Source organism: Kitasatospora sp. NPDC004723, assembly GCF_040609255.1.
Lineage (GTDB): Bacteria > Actinomycetota > Actinomycetes > Streptomycetales > Streptomycetaceae > Kitasatospora.
The window spans coordinates 12,417-31,144 of record NZ_JBEXJT010000035.1; the positions used below are offsets into that span (position 1 = coordinate 12,417).

Below are 18,728 nucleotides of genomic sequence, written 5' to 3' on the forward strand. Positions count from 1 at the left end.
GGTGGGGGCGCACCGGATGGAGGCATGAGGGTGCCAACTGCCCTATTGAGGGACGTTGATGACAATCCGTCCGGTGAGCGGTGCATCACAGACTGTAGGGCAGAGGTGGCACATGTGCGGGCACTTCTACCACCTTCATCACTCGATAGAGGGATCGCTGGACCCGCCGAGGAATCAAGGTGGATGCTTGAGGGCATGCCACCACGAACCACCCCGACGGTCAGGCAGGAACGGGTCGGTATCGAACTGCGGAAGATGCGCAACAGCATCGGCCGCACGACCGCCCAGGCCGCCGCACTACTCGGGCTCGATCGGACGAAGATCACTCAGATCGAGAAGGGGTACTACCCGGTCAACTCGGAGCGCATCCGCGCTCTCGCCTCTGACTACGAGGAGAGCGATGCCGAGTTCGTCCATGCCCTGTCCCGTATGGCCGAGGAGCGGCATCGCGGATGGTGGGTCGAATATCGCGGCTCTGTACCGGCCGGATTCCTGGACATCTCCGAGATGGAGTTCTTCGCCCAAGGCATGCACACGTACCAGGTCTGCCACATCCCGGGAGCCATGCAGACCGAGGAGTACGCGCGTGCGATCTTCCAGGACGTCTATCCGCCGCTGTCGCCTCGGCTGCTCGAAGCGCGCGTCGAGAATCGAGCCCAGCGCTCAGCGTTCCTGATGGCCAAAGGCGCCCAGCCCTACACAGCCGTCGTCCACGAGGCTGCACTCCGGATGCGTTTTGGAGGTCGCAACGCTGCCCAGAGGCAACTGGAGCAGTTGTTGACCTTCTCGGAACTCCCTCACGTCACGCTCCATGTGCTCACCTTCGAGGCCGACGGCTTCAAGGGGGCTGGGCAAGGGATCATCTACGCGAAGGGCCCGGTTCCCCGGCTGGACACGCTCCAACTGGATGCGGTTGGTGGGCCAGTGTTCCTCCATGAGCAACGACAGCTGGAGAACTATCGCCACATTCTGGAAACCATGACAGAGCGTTCCCTGTCACCGGTGGAGTCCCGAGACTTCATCACAGTCCTCAAGAAAGAGATCTAGCACGATGGATGACCTCCGCTGGCAGCGCCCCAAAGCGTGCGGCGAGGGTGCGAGTTGCCCAGAAGTGGCCATGGCCGATGACATGGTCTACGTCCGGAGCAGTCTTCTGCCGACCTCCATAGCCCGGCTGACCCTGCCGGAGTGGCGCGACCTCCTCTCCGGGGTCCGCAACGGGGAGTTCGACGTCTGACCCCCCTCCTTCTCTTCCTCCCAACTTCCTCAAACTTCCCTGGAACCGCCTCCGTCCTGCGGACACCAGATCTGCGTGGAGTTCTCCTTGTCCAGTAAGCAGACGCAGGCCGGCGAGCGCCAGCTGTTCGCCGAGCTCTACGATCAGCACGCTCGCACGGTCTTCGCGCACGCGTACAGATCCACCGGGGACCGCGACCTCGCGGACGACATCGTCTCCCTCACCTTCCTCGAAGCCTGGCGGCTCCGACGGAAGCTCCGCGACGAAGTCCTCCACCCCCGCGCCTGGCTGCTGGCCATCGCCACCAACGTGCTCCGCAACACCGCCCGCACCGCCCGCCGGCACCGCGACGCCATGTCCCGGCTCCCCCGCCGCGACCCGATCCCCGACTTCGCCGACGAGGTCGTCAGCCGGATCACCGACGCCAACACGGCCGCCGCCGCCGTCCGGGCACTCGACCAGCTCGGCGGCCCGGACCGCGAGGTCTTCACCCTCGTCGTCTGGGCCGGCCTCGGTTACGCCGAGACCGCCCGGGCACTCGGCATACCCGTCGGAACCGTCCGCTCCCGGCTCTCACGGGTCCGGGACAAGCTCCGCCGGATCGTCGACGCCGAGGATCCCCCCGCACCACGCCGGAGGGCCGGCCTCGCCATCAGCCATCAGTCCGTGGGCCACCACCAGGAAAGGCGGCCATGAGCAACACGCGCACCAACCACTCCGAGTGGAACGAACACAGCGAGCGCCGTGAACTCGCCCGGCTGCTCCCCCCGCCGCCCCACCCGGAGCCCTCCCCCTCACACCTGGCCGCCCGCCGTGACGTCCTGCTCGCCGAGTTCGGCCGCCCCCGCCCCTTCTCCGCCCTCACCGCCCGCTGGCGCGGCCTGGTCGTGGTGGCCGCCGTCGCCACCGCCGCCGCCATCACCGCCGCCTCCCTCACCCCCGACACAGCCACCTCGCAGACCCCTCCGCCGCCCGCCACCGCCGCCTCCGTCGAACTCCTCGACCGGATCGCCAGGGTCGCCTACGCCCAGCCCCAACCCCCCGCCCAGGACGACCAGTTCACGTACCTCCGGACGGTCTCCCACAGCCGCAGCCTCACCGAGGCCCCCGACGGCACCATGGCGCGCTCCCACCTCACCGCCGACACCGAGCGCTGGACCGCCGTGGACGGCAGCCGGACCGGCCTCGAACGCCGTGACGGCGCCGACTCCCGGGTCCCCGCCGCCCAGGGCTCGCTGAACTCCCCCACCTACCGCCTGCTGACCACCCTGCCGACCGACCCCGACGCCCTGCTGAAGCTGATCTACAACGACACCCGGCTGAACCACGGCTCCGGTTCCGCATCGACCACCGGGGCCGACCACCAGGCCTTCATCGCCATCGGCGACCTCCTGCGCGACTCGGTCGTCCCTCCCCAGGTGAGCTCGGCGCTCTACCGCGCCGCCGCCCGCATCCCCGGAGTGGTGGCCGTGGACGACTCGGTCGACGCCACCGGTCGGCACGGAGTGGCCGTGGCCCAGGTGAACGACGGCCGGCGCTTCGAGTGGATCTTCGACCCCGCGACGCTGCGACTGCTCGGCACCCGCACCGTCCTGATCCGGGACGGAGTGTGGGGCAGCGCCGGTGACGAGGTGGATTCCACCGCCGTGCTCGTCCAGTGCATCGTCGGCGCCCCCGGCGAGCGGCCTCCGGCGGAAGCTGCGGAATCAAGCCATTGAGCCAATTCGGCCAGCCATTGACCGGTCCTCGTCGGAACTATTGTGCGAACGGCCGATCCGGCGTTGGGTCGTGGCAGCACAGTCCTGCCACGACTCATCAGGGGAGAAGTTGACCGTGCGTTCCTTCCGCATGCTCGCCGTCGTCACCGCGGCCGCCGGCGCGCTCGCGCTGGCGGCACCGGCGGCCACGGCGGCACCCGTGCCGTCCGCGCCGGCGGTCCCGTCCGCCGACGCCCGGCAGTCCGCCGCTCCGGCGAAGGCAACGCCGTCCAAGCCGGTGATCGCCACCTACAAGGGCCGGCAGATCGACCTGGCCAAGGGCTGGGACGGTGCCCGTGTCTGCACCGAGGTGACCGGCGGTGCCGTCTACTGCCACGACAGCGTCGCCGAGGCCGACCAGGCCATCGCCACCATCGACCCGGCGCTCGCCCAGGCCGCCAAGGCCGCACCGGCCCCGGCCTCCGGCGTCGTGCTGACGCCGGCCTCGCCCTCGGAGTGCGGCTCCGGCTACGCCTGCCTCTGGGAGCACTCCACCTACACCGGCGTCCTGCTGCGCTGGTCGCAGCCGGGCACCAAGTACCTCTCCGACTGGTCGTTCCGCGACCAGGCCAGCGCCGCCTGCGCGTACCGCTCCGGCGGCATGACGATCTACGACGACCGCACCCTGCAGCCGGACCCCTCGTTCTACGTGGGCAACGGCTCCTGCTACGACCTCGGCCCCCTCCCCTACCCGTACGGCGGCTTCTGGAACGACAAGGTGGACTACGTCGTCCTGTAGCCCCTCCCCCGGCGACGCCCGAAGGCCGGCCCCCTCTCCCCGGGGTACCGGCCTTCGTCGCGTCCGCCCTCCCCGCGTCACACCGCCAACTCGGCGACGTCCTCCTTCGGCGCCTCCAGGGCCTCCGCGGCGCCCGTCTTCTTGTTCCGCAGTACCACCGCCGCCAGCAGCGCCGCCGCGAGGACGCCCGCCGCGCTCACCGTCAGGGTGGTGGACATCGCCGAGGTGAACGCCTCCCGGGCCGCGTGGGCGAGGCCCGGGTCGTTCCTGGCCCCGGCCTCGGCCAGTGCGCCGACGATCGACTGCGAGGCCTGCTCGGAGGTGCCCGCCGGCATCTTGTCCGCGTAGCCGCTCGCCAGGAGCGAGCCGAGGATCGCGATGCCGAGCGCGGTGCCGGCCTGCTGGATGGTGTCGTTCAGCGCCGAACCGACGCCCGCCTTCTCCGGCGGGATCTCCCCCATCAGCGCGCCGACCGCCGCCGGCATCGCGAGGCCGGCGCCCAGGCCGAGCAGGGCCAGCGCCACCGCCGGGACGGTGAAGCCGGTGTCCGCGTCGACCGTGCTGAGCAGGACGAACGAGCCGGCCATCATCGCCATGCCGACCAGGACCAGCGGCCGGAAGCCGACCTTCGCGGTCAGGCCGGCGCCCGCGCCGTTGCCGATCAGCGCGGCGACCGCCATCGGCACGAAGGCCAGGCCCGCCTTGACCGGCGAGTAGTCCAGCACGAACTGCAGGTACTGGGTGAGCACCAGCAGCAGGCCGCCGTTGCCGATCTGGACCAGGGTCAGCGAGAGCGAGCCGCCGCTGAAGTTGCGCTTGCGGAAGAGGGCCAGCGGGACCATCGGCTCCGCCACCACGTTCTGCCAGACCACGAAGCCGCCGAGCGCCACCACCGCGACCACCAGGGAGACCAGCGAGGTGCCGCCGAACGCGCCGTGCTTCGGGATCTCGATGATCCACCAGATCAGCGCGGTCATGCCGACCGCCGAGAGGACCGCGCCCAGCGGGTCGGGCTTCTGCCACGGGCCCCGGGACTCGGGCATCAGGACCAGGGCGGCGGTGATCGCCAGCACCACCACCGGCACGTTGATGAAGAAGATCGAGTGCCAGGAGAAGTGGTCGATCAGCACACCGCCGAGCACCGGGCTGCCGACCAGGCCGAGCATCGAGACCGACCCCCAGGCCGCCATCGCCTTGCCGCGCTCGTCCTCCTCGAAGACGGTGATGAGGATCGACAGGGTCGAGGGCATGATCAGCGCCCCGCCGACGCCCATCGCCACCCGGCTCGCGATGACCTCACCGGGGTTGGTGCAGAGCGTCGCCGCCAGCGAGGCCGCCCCGAAGAGCAGCAGACCGATGATCATGACCTTCCGCCGGCCGAACCGGTCGCCGAGGCTCCCGGAGGTCAGCAGCAGCCCGGCGAAGACCAGGATGTAGGAGTCGAGGATCCACTGGGTGTCCTGCGCGGTGGCCTTCAGGTCCTCGGTCATCGACGGCACCGCCACGGTCAGCGCCATGCTGTCGACCACCAGGACGAGCGTGCTGAGGCACAGCACGATCAGGATCCACCAGCGCCGCGGGTTACGGCCTTCCATGATTGCTTCCCCTCCGAAGTACGACTCTGCGATTCGACGCTGCTGCGTACGATGTTCCGTCGATGCGCACACTGTACGCAGCACGGAACAGTGTGCGCAACAGCGATTCCTGTACGCTTCCTGCGAACGGTGTACGCGTTGATTTCCCTGCACCGATCCCCCGAAGGAGGACCGGCCGATGGCTGCCAAGAACCCGATCCCTTCCGTGTGGGCCCGCCCGCAGCGCGCGCCCGAACAGCCCGCGCTCAGCCGGGACGCGATCGTCCGCGAGGCGATCGCCGTGCTCGACGCCGACGGGGTCGAGGCGCTCTCGATGCGCAAGCTCGGCGCCCGCCTCAACGCCGGCGCGACCTCCCTCTACCGGCACGTCGCCACCAAGGACGAGCTGATCGAACTCGCGCTGGACGAGGTCTTCGGCGAGATCCCCGTCCCGGACCCGGGCGCCGCCGACTGGCGGGCCGACGTCACCGCGACCTGCCAGGCCTTCCGGACCACCACGCTGCGCCACCGCTGGCTGGGGTCCGTCATCGGCCAGGCCGGACTCGTCTACCTGGGGCCCAACCTGGTCGCCGTCTCCGAGCGGATGGCCGCACTGTTCTCCGCCGTCGGCTTCCCGGAGCCGTCCCGGGCCATCGAGACCGTGCTCTCCTACGTCCTCGGGATGAGCACCACGGAGGCCGCCTTCCTGACCACGGTGATGCGCAGCGGCCGGACCGAGGCCGAGTTCATCGCCGGGCTGATGCCCGCCGCCCAGGAGGCGGTGGCCGGGCACGAGTTCCTCGCCGAGGCCTTCGCCGACGCCGCGGCCGACGCCGTCGCCGCCACCGACCCGGCCACCCTGCGGAACGCGAAGTTCGACTACGGCCTGAACGTCATCCTCGACGGACTGGCGCTCCGCCTGCCCGGGCGACAGCCCAACTCCTAGGGCATGTCCGGCACCACCGTAACACCATAGATGGCACCACCGGCGCCAGCGTCGGCACCAGCTGCGCCCACAGCAGCCGTGAGCCCATGGCGAAGGTTGTCGACGTACGGCGTGAGATCCATGGCCAGAGCATGGCACACCAGTGGTGCCATGTCGAGACTTTTTGGCACCATCAAGTGGCGCCATTCAGTGCACACGTGGCGCCCGCAGCACGCCGAAGGCCCCGCCGGCACTGGCCGACGGGGCCCGAAGGAGCGGAAAACCGCAGGTCAGCCCTGACGCCACCGCGTCAGATGGGCGTCGATCTCGCCCGCCAGCCGGGCCTTGCCCGACACATCGAGGAAGGACGCCTCCACCGCGTTCTTCGCCAGCGCGGCCACCCCGGCCTCGTCCAGGCCGAGCAGCCGGGCCGCCACCGCGTACTCGGTGTTGAGGTCGGTGCCGAACATCGGCGGGTCGTCGCTGTTGACGGTCACCACGAGCCCGGCGTCGACCATCCGCTTGATCGGGTGGTCCTCGATCCGCTCCACCGCGCGGGTGGCGATGTTGGAGGTCGGGCAGACCTCCAACGGGATCCGGTGCTCGCCCAAGTGGTCGAGCAGCGCCGGGTCGGCGACCGCCTGGGTGCCGTGGCCGATGCGCTCGGCGCCGAGCACGCGCAGCGCGTCCCAGACCGTCTCCGGCCCGGTGGTCTCGCCCGCGTGCGGAACGCTGCGCAGGCCGGCCGCGCGCGCCCGGTCGAAGTACGGCTTGAACTGCGGGCGCGGGACGCCGATCTCCGGGCCGCCGAGGCCGAAGCTGACCAGGCCCTCGGGGGCGAGGTCTACGGCGAGCCGGGCGGTCTCCTCGGCGGCGGCCAGGCCGGCCTCGCCGGGGATGTCGAAGCACCAGCGGAGCACCACCCCGAGGTCCTTCTCGGCGCGCACCCGGGCGTCCTCGATGGCCTCCATGAAGGCGACGTCGGGGATGCCCCGGCTGACCGAGGAGTAGGGGGTGACGGTCAGCTCCGCGTACCGGATGTTCTGCCGGGCCATGTCCTCGGCGACGCCGTAGGTCAGGGCGCGGACGTCCTCGGCGTCGCGGATCAGGTCCACCACGCTCAGGTAGACCTCGATGAAGTGCGCGAAGTCGGTGAAGGTGAAGTACTCGGCGAGGGCCTGCGGGTCGGCGGGCACCTTGGCCCGGCCCCGGTGGCGGGCGGCCAGCTCGGCGACCACGCGCGGCGAGGCCGATCCGACGTGGTGGACGTGCAGTTCCGCCTTGGGCATCGCGGCGATGAACGCCTCGATGGAGCGGTCCGCGGGGGCCGCGGGGGCTGCCAGGGCGTCTGCGCTGGGGGTTCCGATCCGACTTCCGTCCGGCTGGACCACGGTGGGTGCCCTTCTTCTCTGAGACTGAGGCTCTACGCGCGTTTTCTGGTGGTGCAGGAAAGGATAAGCAGCCCGGGCTCAGCCGCCGAGCGCGACCGCCACGGTGTGGATCAGCAGCCCGGCCAGCGCGCCGACGACCGTGCCGTTGATCCGGATGAACTGGAGGTCCCGCCCGACGTTGGCCTCGATCTTGCGCGAGGCGTCCTCGGCGTCCCAGCCCGCCACGGTCTCGGAGATCAGCGAGGTGATCTCGGCCCGGTAGGTGTCGACCAGGTACTGGGCGGCGTCCTGGAGCCAGCCGTCCACCTTGGCCTGGAGCTTCGGATCGGTGGCCAGGCGCGTGCCGAAGCTGCGCACGCCCTCACGGATGCGCCGGCGCAGCTCGCTCTCCTCGTCCTCCGCGGCGTTCAGCACCAGCGAGCGGACGGCGGCCCAGGTGGAGGCGATGAGGTCCTGCACCTCGGGCCGGGCAAGCAGTTCGCCCTTGGCCCGCTCGACCCGGGCGATGGTCTCCGGGTCGGTCTGCAGCTCGGTGGCGAAGTCGGCGAGGAACTTGTCGATCGCGCCGCGCGCCGGGTGCTGCTGGTCGTCCCGGATGTCGGTGACGAAGCGCATCAGCTCCTTGTAGACCCGCTCGCCGACCTGGTGGTCGATGAACTTCGGGGTCCAGCCCGGGGTCTTCTGGGTGACCCGCTCGACCACCTCGGCGTGGTTGTCGGTGAGCCAGTCGTGCGCCCGGACCGCGATGAGGTCGACCACCCCGTGGTGGCCGCCGTCGGCGACCACCTTGCCGAGCATCCGGCCGGCCGGCTCGGCGACCGAGGTGGCGGCGGCGCGGCGGGTGACCGCCTCGGCGACGACCGCCTGCACGTCGTCGTCGCGCAGCACGGCGAGCACCCCGCGCAACGCCGCCGAGGCCTCCTTGGTGACCCGCTCGGCGCTGCCGGGCGCGGCCAGCCACTCGCCGAGCCGCCGGGCGATGCCGAGCGCGGCGAGCCGGCCGCGCACCACGTGCCCGGAGAGGAAGTTCTCGCCGACGAAGTCGCCGAGCGAGCGGCCGAAGGCGTCCTTCTTGGTCGGGATGATCGCGGTGTGCGGGATGGGCAGGCCGAAGGGGCGGCGGAACAGCGCCGTCACCGCGAACCAGTCGGCCAGCGCGCCGACCATGCCGGCCTCGGCGGCGGCGGCCAGATAACCCGCCCAGGCGCCGGCGCCGGCCGCCTTCGCCCAGGTGGCCAGGGCGAAGACCAGGGTCGCGAGGGCCAGCAGGCCGGTCGCGATGGTCTTCATCCGGCGCACGCCGCGTCTCTTCTCCTCGTCGGCCGCGGTGAACCGCATTCCGGGGCCGGTCCCGCTGAAGGCTTCGTCGCTCACCCCGTCAGTCTGCCCGCTGCCCGGCGCGAACGGACGGCGCGCCCGGGTGCCGTGTGCCCCTCCGGTGCCGCGCCCGCCGGAGTGCGGCCCTCCCGACCCCGAGAAGGTCAGCGCGGATGCGGCGTCACGCGCCCCCGAGCACGATCCGGCGCACCCCGGCGACGCCCGTCCAGCGGGCCGGATCGGTGCACCGCCGGCCGTCCAGCAGCACCCGGACGCCCGGCAGGTCGGCCGGGGCCAGCTCCCGGTACTCCGGGTGGTCCGCCTGGAGCACCGCCGCCACCACCGGCTCGCCGCCGTACGGGGGCAGGCCCAGCGCCGTCAGCTCCGCCGCCGGGTACAGCGGATCGGCCACGTACGGCCGGGCCCCGGCCGCGCGCACCGCCTCGACCAGCGGGAACACCCCCGAGTACGCGGTCTCCTTGACCCCGCCCCGGTAGGCGGCCCCGAGCACCAGCACGCCCTGCCCGGCGAGCCCGCCGTCCAGGGCGCCGGCCAGCACCCCGACCGCGTACGCCGGCATCTCCAGGTTGGCCGCCCGCGCCGCGCCGACCACCGTCGCCGAGGGGTCGTTCCACAGGTAGAGCCGCGGGTAGACCGGGATGCAGTGGCCGCCGACCGCGATGCCCGGCCGGTGCAGATGGCTGAACGGCTGCGAGTTGCAGGCGTCCGCGACCGCCGCGAAGTCCACCCCGATCCGGTCCGCGTACCGGGCGAACTGGTTGGCCAGCGCGATGTTGACGTCCCGGTAGGTGGTCTCGGCGAGCTTGGCGAACTCGGCGGCCTCCGCGGACTCCAGCTCCCAGACGCCGTTCGGCCGGCCGAGGGCGTCCAGGTCCGGACGCGGGTCGAAGTCCAGCACCGCCCGGTAGAACGCGGCGCCGCGCCGGGTGGCGGCCGGGTCGGTCCCGCCGACCAGCTTGGGGTAGCGGCGCAGGTCGGCGAAGACCCGGCCGGTGCGGACCCGCTCCGGGCTGAAGACCAGCGCGAAGTCCCGGCCGGGGGTGAGCCCCGAGCCGGCCGCCAGCCGCGGCGCCCAGCGGCCCCGGGTGACGCCGACCGGCAGGGTGGTCTCGTAGCTGACCAGCGTGCCCCGGCGCAGTCCGGCCGCGACGGCGTCGGTGGCGGCGTCGAGCAGCGCGAAGTCGGGGGCGCCGTCGGCGGCGGTGACCAGCGGGACGACCAGGACGACGGCCTCGGCGCCGGCGACGGCCGCCGCGGTGTCGGTGGTGGCGCGCAGCCGTCCCTCGGCGACCACCCGCTCGAGCGCCTCGTCCAGGCCGGCCTCCCGGGGGAACGGCGGCCGGCCCTGGTTGACGGCCTCGACGACCGGCGGGGCGAGGTCGGCGCCGGTCACCTGGTGGCCCTTGGCGGCGAACTGGACGGCGAGCGGCAGGCCGAGCTTGCCGAGGCCCACCACGCAGACGTCGAGCGGCCGGCCGGCGGGCGGCCGGATGTCGAGCGGGGTCACCGGCCGCCCCCGTTCGCGGCGGAACCGGACCGGGCCACCGCGTTCGCCAGCCGGCGCCAGGCCGGGTGGCGGCGCAGCCGCCGGCGCACCCGGACGGGCACCGCGCCGCGCCACAGCTGCTGCACCAGCGTGGGCGGCGGCGCGGCCGGTTCCCCCGGGGGGCCGGCCGCCTCGTCGGAGGGCTCGGGTGCCACGAGTGCCTCCTCCCCCAGCAGGAACAGCGCGTCCGCCGCTCCCGGCGCGCCGCCCCGGAAGGCCGGGTAGCCCGCGTACCGGCGCCGTACCCCGTCCGCCCCGTCCTCGGTCACCACCGGCGGCGCGCCGTGCTCCGCCTCGTACGCGATCAGCTCGCACAGCGCGCCGTACTCCCCGCGGGCGGCCATCTCCAGCCGGATCCGGTCCGCCGGGGCGAGCCGGTGGTACACCTCGTGGGCGGCGAACCGCCGGACGAGTTCACCGACGCCCGCGCAGACCTCCTCGCGCAGTCCCGCGTCCAGCGCCAGGAAGTCCTCCCCGAGCAGCTGAGGCACCTCCCAGCCGAAGTGCCGCGCCCTGATCGCGTCCAGCTGCCCTCCGGGCGCGGCGAGTTCGGCGGCCACCCACTGCACCGCCGCGACGCCCCGGATCCGGTCCAGCGCCCCGGCCCGCTGGGTGACGTTGCCGCGGTCCTCGCGCAGCACCAGGAAGTAGTGGTCGTCGTCGGCGAGCACCGAGATCCGGCGGGCCCGCAGGCAGGCGGCGAGGGTGAAGGGCTGGTCGGAGTAGACCTTGAGCTCCTCCTTGCGGGCCAGGTTGTGCCGCCGGACGAGGTCCAGCCGGAACAGCTTGGTGTCGGCGAGCGCCCAGGCGAGGGCCGAGTCCTCGAAGCCGACCGAGGCGCGGGTGGCGTCGAAGATGCCCTGCGGGACCAGCCGCCCGTTCACCCCGACCTGCTTGGGGATCAGCACGTCCGACTCCCAGGCGTCGGCGGCGGTCACCATCCGTTCCAGTGCCTCGTCGCCGAGCCAGTCGTCGGCGCCGAGGAAGAACACGTACCGGCCGCGGGCCAGCGCCAGGCCGCGGTTGGTCGGGGCGGCCGGGCCGCCGGAGTTGGCCTGGTGGACCACCGTGAACAGCCCGGGGTGCCGGTCCGCGTAGGCGTCGAGCAGCTCGCCGCCGCCGTCCGTGGAGCCGTCGTCGACCGCGACCACCTCCATGCGCGCGGGCCCGATGCTCTGCCGGACCAGCGAGTCCAGGCAGGCGGTCAGGTACGGCAGGGTGTTGTAGACCGCGATCACCACGGTCACGTCGGGTGGGGTCATCGGGCGCTGCCCTCCGGTGCGCGGGTCGCCAGGACGGTGCCCGGCGCCGGGCCGCCCGTGGAACGGGACGGGCGGCCCGGCGCGGGGCGATGAAACGGTCAACTAGGCGGCGTGGCACGGGGTCACGTCCGCCACCCGCACGAGCGAGCGACACCGGACACCCGCTCCCCGGTCGAACGCTCAGCCGATGGCGGCCTCCGCGTACATCCGGGCGATCACGTCCTCGATGGCGGGCTCGCGCACCGAGAGGTCGACCAGCGGGTAGCGGGCGGCGACGGCCGCCACCAGCGGGGCGGCGCTCTGCTGGGCGGGGAAGGCCAGCCACTGGCGCGGGCCCTCGACCCGGACCACCCGGGCGCCGGGCACCTCGATCGGCGGGGCGGCCTCGGCCAGGTCGACGACCAGGGTCCGTTCGCTGTCGCCGACCGCGTGCAGGCCGTCGAGACCGCCGTCGTAGACGACCCGGCCGTGGTCGATCACCATGACCCGGTCGCAGAGCTGCTCGATGTCGGTGAGGTCGTGCGTGGTGAGCAGCACGGTGGTGCCGCGCTCGCGGTTGACCTCGCGCAGGAAGTCGCGCACCTTGCCCTTGCTGACCACGTCCAGGCCGATGGTCGGCTCGTCCAGGTAGAGCACGGCGGGGTCGTGCAGCAGGGCGGCGGCGAGGTCGCCGCGCATCCGCTGGCCGAGCGAGAGCTGGCGCACGGGCGTGTCGAGCAGCGCGCCGAGGTCGAGCAGTTCGACGCAGCGTTCCAGGTTGACGCGATATCGGTGCTCGGGGATCCGGTAGAGCCGGCGGGCGAGTTCGTAGGAGTCGCGCAGCGGGAGGTCCCACCAGAGGGTGGTGCGCTGGCCGAAGACGACGCCGATCCGGCGGGCCAGCGCGACCCGTTCACGGGCCGGGTCGACGCCGGCGACGCGCAGCCGGCCGGCGGTGGGGACGAGGATGCCGGTCAGCATCTTGATGGTGGTGGACTTGCCGGCGCCGTTGGGGCCGATATAGCCGACGCACTCGCCGGCCCGGACGGTGAAGGTCAGTCCGTCGACGGCGCGCACCTCGCGCTTCTCCCGCTTCAGCCGGCCGGCCTTGGCGCGGACGGTGAAGGTGCGGCGGACGTCGTCGAGTTCGATCAGTGTCATGGTGGTTCCCAGGTCGAGGAGGTGGAGGAGGTCAGCCGCCGGCGCCGCGGTAGGCGCGCAGTCCGATCCGCCAGACGAGGCCGGCCGCGGCCAGCGAGAGGACGGCGGCCAGGGGCGAGGCGAACTGGAAGGCGGTGGGCAGGCCCAGCGGGTCGGGCTTGTCCAGGATCCGCAGCGCGGGAAGCCAGTTGACGAAGGCCAGCGGCACGCCGAAGACCGTGCCGGCGACCAGTTCCTTGGCGAAGACGGTCGGCGGGTAGTGCAGCAGGGTGGCGCCGCCGTAGGTGAAGGAGTTCTGCAGTTCCCTGGCCTCGCCCCACCAGAACTGGAGGCTGGCGAAGCCGATGAAGACCGCGCTGAAGATCAGGGTGCCGCAGACCACCAGCACGGGGACCAGCAGCACCCGGTCCCAGGTCCAGTGGGTGTCCAGCGCGGCCAGTGCCCAGGCCAGCACGGCCGCCGCCTGGAGGGGCCGGCCGAGCCGGCGCAGCGAGAACCGTTCGGCGCAGAGCTGGGCGAGCGCGGGTGCGGGCCGGACCAGCATGACGTCGAGCGTGCCGGTGCGGATCCGCTCGCCGAGGGCGTCGATGGAGCCGACGAAGAGGTTGGCCAGGCCGAGGGCGAGGGCCGAGGTGCCGTAGAGGAAGCCGAGTTCGGACAGGTTCCAGCCGCCGAGGCTGTCGGTGTGGCGGAACATCAGGATGATCACCAGGAAGTCGAGGAAGGTGACCACGAGGTTGGCGCCGAGCGTCATCACGAACGAGGCCCGGTAGGACATGATCGCCCTGGTCCACATGCCGGCGACGAGCCACCAGGAGCGCAGCGCCCAGGCCGTGCGGGCGGTCAGCGGCTCACGGGCGGTGCCGGGCAGCGGCTCACGGGTCATGACGGCCTGGTCAGCCACCCTGGACCACCACCTTGCGGGTCGCCAGCAGCTGGACCAGCCGGCCGGCCGCGAGCAGCACCACGGCCCAGGCGAGCTGGAAGCCCAGCGCGCCGAGCAGTTGGGTGCCGGTGACGCGCTCCAGGAAGACGTCGGTGGGCACCTTGATCAGGGCCGCCCAGGGCAGCAGCGGGGCGACGGTGCCGAGCAGGCCGGGGAAGAGCGCGAGCGGCAGCAGCATCCCGGAGAAGAACAGCGACACCACCATCAGCACCGACTGCACGCCCTCCGAGTCGTGCAGCCAGAAGCCGGTGAGTGAGACCAGGAAGCGCAGCCCGAAGCTGACCACCACCGCGAGCAGCGTGGCGAGCAGGAACGCCAGCCAGGTCAGCGGGTGTTCGGGCATCCGGGTGTGGAAGACCAGGGCGCCGGCGAGCGTCGGCGGCACGCCCCGGGCGAGCAGTTCGAAGCCGGCCCGGCCGAGGTCGGTGGCCAGCCACCAGCCCTGGAAGTCCACCGGGCGGTAGAGGTCGATGGCGATGTCGCCGCTGCGGAAGCGCTCCTGGACGTCGTCCTGGAAACCGCCGCCCATGACGGCGACGGTGGCCAGCAGGGCCTGGCTGACCCAGATGTAGGTGACGGCGGCGGCCTCGTCGTAGCCGCCGAGGCCGGGGCGGGCGTGCCAGAGGGCGAGGTAGGTGTAGGCGAGGATGAAGCCGAAGACGGTGTTGGTGAAGGCGCCGGCCAGGGTGGCGGCCCGGTAGGTGGAGAAGCGGCGGAAGGCGCCGCGGACGACGGCGGCGTACAGGAGCAGGGCGGCCCGCGCGCCGCCTGGAGCGCCGTCGCGATCGGGGGGACGGAGCTCGGCCTGCGTAGGCCCAAGCCTCTGCATATTGTCTCCTTATCGACAAATGGCGGTACAGGGAGACCCCTGTCCGCGCAGCAGCGCATGCCGGAGCGGCTCCGACCGCCTTCCCGGGGGGGCCGGGACGGTGGGCGGAGCTCGAAGCGGGCCTCGGCCCGAAGTGGCTGCGCTATCTGGTTTGCACCTTTCACCGTACTGCGGCGAGATCCCTCGCGCACCCGGTTTTCCCACCACCCGGACGGAGTCGCCCCGACCCCTGATCCTCGGTCAAATAGCACATAATCTCCGCATGACCCTGAGCACCGGCCGCCGGGCCAGACGGGCCGCCCGCCGCGAGGCACGCCGCGCCCTGCCGTTCCGGCGGCGGCTGCTGCCCACCTGGCGGATCGTCCTCGGCGCCGTCCTCGCCGTGCTGCTGCTCGCCGTCGGCGCCTTCGCCGTGCTCTACGTCATCGTGCCGCTGCCCGACCCCAACGCCCAGGCGGTCGCCCAGAGCAACGTCTACCTCTACGCCGACGGCGTCACCGAGATCGCCCGCACCGGCGCCGTCAACCGCACCGACGTCACCATCGACGAGGTCCCGGTCAGCACCCGGCAGGCCGTCGTCTCCGCCGAGGACCGCACCTTCTACCAGAACCGCGGCATCGACCTGAAGGGCATGGTCCGGGCCGGCTGGAACAGCCTGACCGGCCAGGGCCTGCAGGGCGGCTCCACCATCACCCAGCAGTACGTCAAGAACTACTACCTCACCCAGAGCCGGACCATCGAACGCAAGGGCCGCGAACTCCTCATCGCCCTCAAGGTCGACCAGCAGCGCGGCAAGGACGAGATCCTGGCCGGCTACCTCAACACCAGCTACTTCGGCCGCGGCGCCTACGGCATCCAGAGCGCCGCCCGCGCCTACTACGGCGTCGACGTCTCCGAACTGACCCTCCCGCAGAGCGCCTACCTCGCCGCCCTGCTCCAGGCCCCCAGCGCGTACGACGTGAAGACCGCCACCCCCGCCAACCGCGAGAAGGCCGTCGCCCGCTGGCACTACACCCTCGACGGCATGGTCCAGCTCGGCTTCCTCAGCGCCACCGAACGCGCCTCCCTCGCCTTCCCCGACCCGATCGACCCGCAGCCCGCCAGCGGCCTGGCCGGCCAGGCCGGCTACCTGGTCGGCGTCGCCGACGACTACCTGGTCGGCAGCGGCATCCTCGACGGCGCCACCCTCAAGGCCGGCGGCTGGCGCATCACCACCACCTTCGACCAGAAGAAGCAGGACGCCTTCGCGCACGCCGTCCAGGACGAGCTCACCGAGGAACTCGACCCCACCGCCCGGCCCGGCACCGACAGCGACGTCCGGGTCGCCGGCGCCTCCGTCGAACCCGCCACCGGCCGCGTCGTCGCCGTCTACGGCGGCCCCGACTACGCCGAGCAGCCCTACAACGACGCCCTGCGCCAGGACAACCAGATCGGCTCCACCTTCAAGCCCGTCGACCTCGCCGCCGGCCTCACCTCCCACCACAGCAGCGGCGACGGCCGCCCGATCACCACCGAGACCCGCTACGACGGCACCAGCGCACGCCCCGTCACCGACGGCCCCACCCCGTACGCGCCGCCCAACGAGGACGACATCGACTACGGCCCGATCAGCCTGCGCCAGGCCATGGTCAAGTCCGTCAACTCGGTGTACGCGCAGGTCGGCGTGGACGCCGGGCTCGACCACGTCCGGGAGACCGGCATCCGGCTCGGCATCCCCGCCGACGTCCCCGGCATGGACCCGGCCAACACCTCGATGACGCTCGGCACCGCCACCCCCAGCGCGCTCGACCTGGCCGGCGTCTACGCCGCCCTCGCCAACCACGGCGAGGCCCACCGGCCCTGGTCGGTCGCCGGACTGGAACGGATCACCCCCGGCACCGGCCCCGTCGAGCCGCCGGAGCTGCCCGCGCACCACACCACCGCCGCCCTCGACCGGGGCACCGCCGACGCCGTCACCGACGTCCTGCGCGACGTCATCAGCCCGCGCGGCACCGGCTCCGCCGCCCTCGGCCTCGGCCGGCCCGCCGCCGGCAAGACCGGCACCACCGACGCCAACCTCTCCGCCTGGTTCGCCGGCTACACCCCCGAACTCGCCACCACCGTCGGCCTCTTCCGGGAGAACCCGAGGACCCACGCCAAGGAACCGCTGGCCGGCACCGCCGGCTACGCCCGGATCAACGGCGGCGCCTTCCCCACCCGGATCTGGACCGCCTACATGAGCGACGTCCTGGAGGGCACCCCCGTCCAGGACTTCGAGCTCGAACCCAGCGAAGGCAACGGCCGCCCCGGCACCGGCGGCCCGACCGACACCCCGAGCGGCACCCCCGCCACCACCGCCCGCGCCTCCGCCACCCCGACCGCCCCCTCCCCGGCCCCGGACCCGGCCGGCGGCCACGGCGGCACCGTCCAGGCCCCGGCGGCACCGGCCGCACCGGCGGCCCCCGCGGCCCCCGCGGCCCCCGCGGCCCCCGCGGCCCCGGCCGTACCCAGGCGGCCCACCACGCCCACCACCGCACCGGCACCCGACCGGACCAGCACCGCCCCCGAGCCGTCCACCCCCGTGGCCCCCACCGCCGCGGCCTCCGCCCCCCAGGAGTCCGCACCACCGCAGCCCACCCCCGGCACCCGGCCGACCACCGACCGGCCCACCGCCGAACCGCCGTCCACCGCCCCCGGCAAGACCTCGGACCCGACCCGCACCCCGGCACCGCCGATCCCGCCGGTCCCGCCGACCGGCAGCGGCAAACCCCCCGCCACACCCCAGCCGGGCACCCCGCCCCCGGCCTGACAGCCCGGGGCTCGGCCCAACGGGCTCAACGGACTCAACGGGCTCAGCGGGTCCGGCGACTCAGGCCGCCAGCTCGCGCTCCAACGGCGTACGGAACCGCGGCGTCACCCGGACCGCTCCCAGCCACCCCGCCAACCGCTCCGCCTCCACCGCGACCGCCGCCCGCACCCCGGCCCCCGCGTCCTCGAACAGCCGCCACACCACCTCGCCGTCCGCCCGCTGCGCCCAGCCGCCGACCACCCGGCCGCACCACCACACCGTCGGCCCCGCGTTCCCCGCCCGGTCGAACAGCGCCGGCACGTCCTCGGGCCGCAGGTACCAGTCCCGGCCCCGCCAGCCCATCACCGCCGGATCCAGCGCCGGCAGCAACGCCGCCCACGGCTCCGGCTCCGCCACCGGCTCCTCGTCCCCCGGCAGCACCAGGCCCGCCGCACCGCCCGCCGTCGCCACCTCCACCGCGCCCACGTCCGCCAGCGCCTTGCGCACGTCCCCCAGCGTCCAGCCGGTCCACCACTTCACGTCCTCGACGCTGCCCGGCCCGTACCGCGCCAGCCAGCGCCGCACCACCTCCGCCTTCGCCTCCCGCACCGGCACCTCCGGCCACGGCGCCACCGGCGCCCACGGATAGCTGCTGCTCAGCCACGACCCGCGCGGCCGGCACCGCCGGACGTGCCCGTCCGAGGCCAGCAGCCGCAGCAGCCGGCTCCCCACACTCTGCTTCGCCTCGTACGGCTTGCCCGCCGACATCAGCATCGTCTCGCGCAGCGCCGGCACGTCCGCGCCCAGCTCCGCCGTGGTCGCCTCACCCCGCACCGCCAGCGCCGCCAGCACCGCCCGCTGGGTCTCGGCCAGCCGCGCCTCGTCCCACCCCTCGGCGAAGTCCGCGAGGTGCTTGAGCAGCGTCGCCCGCTCCTTGGCGGCGATCTGCCGCGCCGCCGCCGCGCTCACGTACGGCGCGAACTCCTCGGTCACCGCGAAGATCGTCCGCCGCATCGACAGCAGCTTCACCAGCGAGACCTCGTCGTACAGGGCCCGCTCCACCTCGGCCGCCGACGGCTCGCGCAACCGCGCGCACGCCGACAGGTACACCGTCGCGGCATCGGTGGCGTGCAGCCCGACGACCGCGTCGGCCACCTCCTCCACCCGCGCCGCCCGCCCGGCGGGCGCCAGCAGCAGCCGCCGCCCCAACCGCGCCCGCCGCTGCCCGTCGTCGACCTGGACCACCCCGTTGCTCGCCATGGGCGGATCCTAGCCAG

General features: G+C 73.0%; 16 protein-coding genes. 7 read left to right on the forward strand and 9 right to left on the reverse strand.

The window, feature by feature from the left end; all coding sequences use genetic code 11:
• Nucleotides 1-183: 183 nt before the first annotated feature.
• The 5 genes from ABZW10_RS27235 (at nucleotide 184) to ABZW10_RS27255 (ending at nucleotide 3,733) form a co-directional block, all read left to right on the forward strand.
• Entirely contained in the window at nucleotides 184-1,047 is an 864-nt protein-coding gene (locus ABZW10_RS27235; RefSeq protein WP_355370577.1) for a helix-turn-helix transcriptional regulator, read from the forward strand.
• A gap of 4 nt (nucleotides 1,048-1,051) precedes the next feature.
• The gene (locus ABZW10_RS27240) at nucleotides 1,052-1,237 is read left to right on the forward strand and encodes a DUF397 domain-containing protein (RefSeq protein WP_355370580.1); all 186 of its coding nucleotides are present in this window, start codon (nucleotides 1,052-1,054) and stop codon (nucleotides 1,235-1,237) included.
• Nucleotides 1,238-1,324: 87 nt separating this feature from the next.
• Complete coding sequence (locus ABZW10_RS27245; protein ID WP_355370583.1) at nucleotides 1,325-1,933, forward strand: RNA polymerase sigma factor; 609 nt, start codon at nucleotides 1,325-1,327, stop codon at nucleotides 1,931-1,933.
• Complete coding sequence (locus ABZW10_RS27250) at nucleotides 1,930-2,955, forward strand: CU044_5270 family protein (protein WP_355370586.1); 1,026 nt, start codon at nucleotides 1,930-1,932, stop codon at nucleotides 2,953-2,955. Before ABZW10_RS27245 ends, ABZW10_RS27250 begins: the two co-directional genes overlap by 4 nt.
• A 115-nt stretch (nucleotides 2,956-3,070) precedes the next feature.
• Complete coding sequence (locus ABZW10_RS27255; RefSeq protein ID WP_355370589.1) at nucleotides 3,071-3,733, forward strand: peptidase inhibitor family I36 protein; 663 nt, start codon at nucleotides 3,071-3,073, stop codon at nucleotides 3,731-3,733.
• A 77-nt stretch (nucleotides 3,734-3,810) separates the two neighbouring features.
• On the opposite strand, the gene ABZW10_RS27260 is transcribed toward ABZW10_RS27255, so the two are convergent.
• Nucleotides 3,811-5,328 (reverse strand): MFS transporter, encoded by a 1,518-nt coding sequence (locus ABZW10_RS27260; RefSeq protein WP_355370592.1) that lies wholly within the window; start codon nucleotides 5,326-5,328, stop codon nucleotides 3,811-3,813.
• 178 nt (nucleotides 5,329-5,506) lie between these two features.
• Here ABZW10_RS27260 and ABZW10_RS27265 point away from each other — a divergent pair, with 178 nt between their 5' ends.
• Nucleotides 5,507-6,253 (forward strand): TetR/AcrR family transcriptional regulator, encoded by a 747-nt coding sequence (locus tag ABZW10_RS27265; protein WP_355370595.1) that lies wholly within the window; start codon nucleotides 5,507-5,509, stop codon nucleotides 6,251-6,253.
• Nucleotides 6,254-6,522: 269 nt separating this feature from the next.
• On the opposite strand, the gene ABZW10_RS27270 is transcribed toward ABZW10_RS27265, so the two are convergent.
• The 7 genes from ABZW10_RS27270 to ABZW10_RS27300 form a co-directional block, all read right to left on the reverse strand.
• Nucleotides 6,523-7,575 carry an adenosine deaminase gene (locus tag ABZW10_RS27270; protein WP_355370742.1) on the reverse strand — a complete coding sequence of 351 codons (1,053 nt, stop codon included), beginning with the start codon at nucleotides 7,573-7,575 and terminating at the stop codon, nucleotides 6,523-6,525.
• A gap of 126 nt (nucleotides 7,576-7,701) precedes the next feature.
• Nucleotides 7,702-8,961, reverse strand: coding sequence for a DUF445 domain-containing protein (locus ABZW10_RS27275; protein WP_355370745.1), 1,260 nt, complete (start codon nucleotides 8,959-8,961; stop codon nucleotides 7,702-7,704).
• 160 nt (nucleotides 8,962-9,121) lie between these two features.
• Nucleotides 9,122-10,468: a nucleotide sugar dehydrogenase gene (locus ABZW10_RS27280; RefSeq protein ID WP_355370598.1), complete on the reverse strand. Its 1,347-nt coding sequence runs from the start codon at nucleotides 10,466-10,468 to the stop codon at nucleotides 9,122-9,124.
• Nucleotides 10,465-11,769 carry a glycosyltransferase family 2 protein gene (locus ABZW10_RS27285; RefSeq protein WP_355370600.1) on the reverse strand — a complete coding sequence of 435 codons (1,305 nt, stop codon included), beginning with the start codon at nucleotides 11,767-11,769 and terminating at the stop codon, nucleotides 10,465-10,467. The genes ABZW10_RS27280 and ABZW10_RS27285 overlap by 4 nt, the downstream gene beginning before the upstream one ends.
• Nucleotides 11,770-11,949: 180 nt before the next feature.
• The gene (locus ABZW10_RS27290; protein ID WP_355370602.1) at nucleotides 11,950-12,909 is read right to left on the reverse strand and encodes an ATP-binding cassette domain-containing protein; all 960 of its coding nucleotides are present in this window, start codon (nucleotides 12,907-12,909) and stop codon (nucleotides 11,950-11,952) included.
• A gap of 31 nt (nucleotides 12,910-12,940) precedes the next feature.
• The gene (locus ABZW10_RS27295; RefSeq protein WP_355370747.1) at nucleotides 12,941-13,795 is read right to left on the reverse strand and encodes an ABC-2 family transporter protein; all 855 of its coding nucleotides are present in this window, start codon (nucleotides 13,793-13,795) and stop codon (nucleotides 12,941-12,943) included.
• A 10-nt stretch (nucleotides 13,796-13,805) separates the two neighbouring features.
• Nucleotides 13,806-14,606, reverse strand: coding sequence for an ABC-2 family transporter protein (locus ABZW10_RS27300; RefSeq protein WP_355370750.1), 801 nt, complete (start codon nucleotides 14,604-14,606; stop codon nucleotides 13,806-13,808).
• 340 nt (nucleotides 14,607-14,946) lie between these two features.
• Between ABZW10_RS27300 and ABZW10_RS27305 the strand changes: the two genes are divergently transcribed.
• Nucleotides 14,947-17,472, forward strand: coding sequence for a transglycosylase domain-containing protein (locus tag ABZW10_RS27305; RefSeq protein ID WP_355370605.1), 2,526 nt, complete (start codon nucleotides 14,947-14,949; stop codon nucleotides 17,470-17,472).
• A 60-nt stretch (nucleotides 17,473-17,532) separates the two neighbouring features.
• Here the strand turns inward: ABZW10_RS27305 and ABZW10_RS27310 are convergent, their stop codons facing one another.
• Nucleotides 17,533-18,711: a winged helix DNA-binding domain-containing protein gene (locus ABZW10_RS27310; protein WP_355370607.1), complete on the reverse strand. Its 1,179-nt coding sequence runs from the start codon at nucleotides 18,709-18,711 to the stop codon at nucleotides 17,533-17,535.
• Nucleotides 18,712-18,728 lie beyond the last annotated feature (17 nt).

What these genes read in the sequence shown, in the direction of transcription:
- ABZW10_RS27260 (WP_355370592.1), bottom strand. Translation starts at nt 5,328, where the DNA reads ATGGAAGGCCGTAACCCGCGGCGCTGGTGGATCCTGATCGTGCTGTGC.
- ABZW10_RS27265 (WP_355370595.1), top strand. Translation starts at nt 5,507, where the DNA reads ATGGCTGCCAAGAACCCGATCCCTTCCGTGTGGGCCCGCCCGCAGCGC.
- ABZW10_RS27310 (WP_355370607.1), bottom strand. Translation starts at nt 18,711, where the DNA reads ATGGCGAGCAACGGGGTGGTCCAGGTCGACGACGGGCAGCGGCGGGCG.
- ABZW10_RS27250 (WP_355370586.1), top strand. Translation starts at nt 1,930, where the DNA reads ATGAGCAACACGCGCACCAACCACTCCGAGTGGAACGAACACAGCGAG.
- ABZW10_RS27275 (WP_355370745.1), bottom strand. Translation starts at nt 8,961, where the DNA reads ATGCGGTTCACCGCGGCCGACGAGGAGAAGAGACGCGGCGTGCGCCGG.
- ABZW10_RS27290 (WP_355370602.1), bottom strand. Translation starts at nt 12,909, where the DNA reads ATGACACTGATCGAACTCGACGACGTCCGCCGCACCTTCACCGTCCGC.
- ABZW10_RS27295 (WP_355370747.1), bottom strand. Translation starts at nt 13,795, where the DNA reads ATGACCCGTGAGCCGCTGCCCGGCACCGCCCGTGAGCCGCTGACCGCC.
- ABZW10_RS27305 (WP_355370605.1), top strand. Translation starts at nt 14,947, where the DNA reads ATGACCCTGAGCACCGGCCGCCGGGCCAGACGGGCCGCCCGCCGCGAG.
- ABZW10_RS27240 (WP_355370580.1), top strand. Translation starts at nt 1,052, where the DNA reads ATGGATGACCTCCGCTGGCAGCGCCCCAAAGCGTGCGGCGAGGGTGCG.
- ABZW10_RS27285 (WP_355370600.1), bottom strand. Translation starts at nt 11,769, where the DNA reads ATGACCCCACCCGACGTGACCGTGGTGATCGCGGTCTACAACACCCTG.
- ABZW10_RS27235 (WP_355370577.1), top strand. Translation starts at nt 184, where the DNA reads ATGCTTGAGGGCATGCCACCACGAACCACCCCGACGGTCAGGCAGGAA.